This window comes from Anaerovibrio sp. (assembly GCF_024697385.1).
GTDB lineage: Bacteria > Bacillota > Negativicutes > Selenomonadales > Selenomonadaceae > Anaerovibrio.
In genome coordinates, this window is the sequence record NZ_JAILFV010000019.1 from 1 (window position 1) to 2833 (window position 2833).

Consider the following 2833-nt stretch of genomic DNA (forward strand, 5'->3'; position numbering starts at 1 on the left):
ACCCATTTGTTTTTATCAGTGGCATCATAGAATCTGAATCCCTGACCATCAAGCTTACCCGGAATATCTGCACCACTTACCCCACTTAATAGAGACTGAAAATCTACGGTATAATCCCGGAGATCACCCTGTTTGAAGGAAATCGTCTGACTATTTCCTTCAGTACCACGAACAGTTGCATTAAGCTTTACTCCGGTAACATTCCCGGAGCTGTCAGTAACCGAGCTGACCAAAGAAGATCCCATCTTTGATGATAACAGACTGGTCATAGCCTCTGCAACACTCTTTCCAGAGCTTACGGAACTGCGAAGGCTGTTCAGATCTATGACAGTAGAGCCATTAATTTTGGTAATACTGTCCGTAGTAGGTGATGTACTGCTATCTATAAATTCATAATATTGGGAATTGCCACTATGATATATTGCCTGTCCCACATACTGAGCGATAAAGCTTTCAGCTGTATCATAGCCAGATAAATCCCAGGTCCAGCCTGCCGTGGCTCCATCCTTACCAGACTGGGAATTTGTAATCTCAACTCTAGAGGTTGGCAAATCTGTCAATGAAGATGCCGCAGTATAACCATCACCACCAGCCAAGGTAGTCCCCTCAATATTATACAAAGAAGTATCATTGGTAATTGCACCAGCCATACGGGTAGTTAATGTCAACTTCATAAAACTGGAAGATGAACTATAATCAAGCTGTAATAAATTGCTGATTTCTTGATTCATTTTTTTTATAATTCTTTCCAAGGCAGAATCACTATCCAAATCTACAATATGAACATTGTCGCCACGATAGCTATGACTGGTACCATGTGCAAACACAAAAATTTCCTCTCCGGATGGATACAATATTTTAAAAGCTCTATTTTCTAAATCCGAATCACTAGTATATGCGCTAAACCTAATTGAAATAACATTAGATACATCGTCTGAACCGCCTGACATGGACTCTGTGCTTAATGTCTTTATATTGTACCCATCAAAAGCCACATCATCCGTTGCAGCCCCAAATGTTTTAAATGGTCCCTCCTGCCCGTCCAAGGTTTCAATGGTACCCGAAATAAGCCCCAGGGTATCACTTCCCTCGAGCTTTTCCGCATGATCAAGCCTATACCAGCCTTTGACCGATTCACTCACCTTATTGCCCAGCAAAAGCTGCTTGCCATTAAAGGTAGTCTCAGCAGCAATATCATTTATCTCGCTGTAATACTGGGAAATTTCCTTCTGAATAATCATCCGGTCAGTATCAGTATTTGTATCATTATGGGCATTAATTACCCGCTCCTTGACAGTACGCAGGAGATTAATCTGGCTCTGTATAGCTCCCTCAGCCACACGAAGCATTGAGGCCCCATTTTGCACATTGGCATCAGCCTGATTCAGGGAACGGATACGAACCCTCATTTTTTCCGATATAGCATACCCTGAGGCATCATCCCCGGCATGACGAATTTTTTCCCCAAGTGCAAGTTGGCTGGAGGCTTTTGATTTTTTATTTATATTTTTATTTAATGTCCCCAGGATAAAACCCGCCTGGGCACTATTAGTAACAAGCATCACATCTCACCACCCGACAACTCCATACACTTTTTCCAATAATATTAAAATAAAGATCCACTTTTGTCATACAAACACCAACTTAACAACAAAAATAAATCCATTGATTAAATACTAATTCAAAACGGTAAAAAATTCCGTTCATTTTATTAATCGTATATTTATCCCTTTTTCTAAAGGGTTAGTTAATATTTTTTCGATAACAATATTTAAAATACATAAACAAAAAGATGAATTACTTTAATAATTCATCTTCTTATGTAGAAATTAGCTTCTTTTACTTCAATGACAGCCCATCTACAACTGCTTTTATTTTTTCTATCAACATATCATTATCTTTTAAGGATGTTTGACCAATATGAGCTATTCGCAAGGAATAATCCGCCATCTCTCCCCCTGTTGGATTTACAAATATATTGTATTTATCCTTTAAAATCTCAAACACCTTATAAGCTATAGGTTCCTTGAACACAATAGGTGTAATGGCATTAGACAAGGGAAATTCCGGTAACGATACAGGCAACGCCTTTATTTTCTCCCTAAAATCTGCTGCCACATCAGCGATACGCTGCAGATGGTTTTCCAGCCCAATTTTTTCAATCATATGAAGGGAAGTCGAAAGCTCTATACATATACCAACAGCAGGTGTGTACGGAGTCTGCCCCCGTTCAAAATTCCTAAAATAATCATTAAAATTAAAATATAATGACCTGATATTGTTGCGCATCACCCGCTCCCGGATAATACGCTGACTGAGAATGACCATGGATAATCCCGGAGAAATACATGCTCCCTTTTGAGAGCTGGCAATCATCACATCTATATCATTACCTGCCATATCAAATTCGTCACATAAAAAAGAGCTTATGGCATCAACTATGAGATACATCCCTTTGCGCCTGCAAAAATCAGATAACAGCCTGATATCATAAAGCTGCCCAGTAGAAGTTTCGTCAATATTCACCAGCAGACCATTATATTCCTTATCCTGATACTGCACCAGCTCGTCAGCAGTCAATACCTCACCATATTCCAGCTTGACAACATCATGAGGAATCTGGTGCACCTGGCAGATATCAACAAAGCGCTGGCCAAAGGAACCGCCATTAATAACCAGCAATCTGTCCTTTTCCGTAAAGCAGTTCATCACCGCCGCTTCCATGGCTGCAGTCCCAGATGCTGTCAAATACACCGTCTTTGCCCCATCACCCGCCTTGGCAAATTTTCTAAGCAGCCTATCTGTTTCCAGCATCAGCTCCGAAAATTCCTTG

Annotated in this window: 2 protein-coding genes; both read right to left on the bottom strand. The window is 40.2% G+C overall.

The genetic code is table 11. The annotated features are described in order from the left end of the window. On the bottom strand, positions 1-1562 hold a 1562-nt coding region (locus K6C05_RS01255; protein WP_296730491.1), incomplete at its 3' end, for a flagellin. Positions 1563-1839: 277 nt separating this feature from the next. After that, positions 1840-2833: aminotransferase class V-fold PLP-dependent enzyme (locus tag K6C05_RS01260; RefSeq protein ID WP_296730492.1), on the bottom strand; the 994-nt coding region annotated here is incomplete at its 5' end.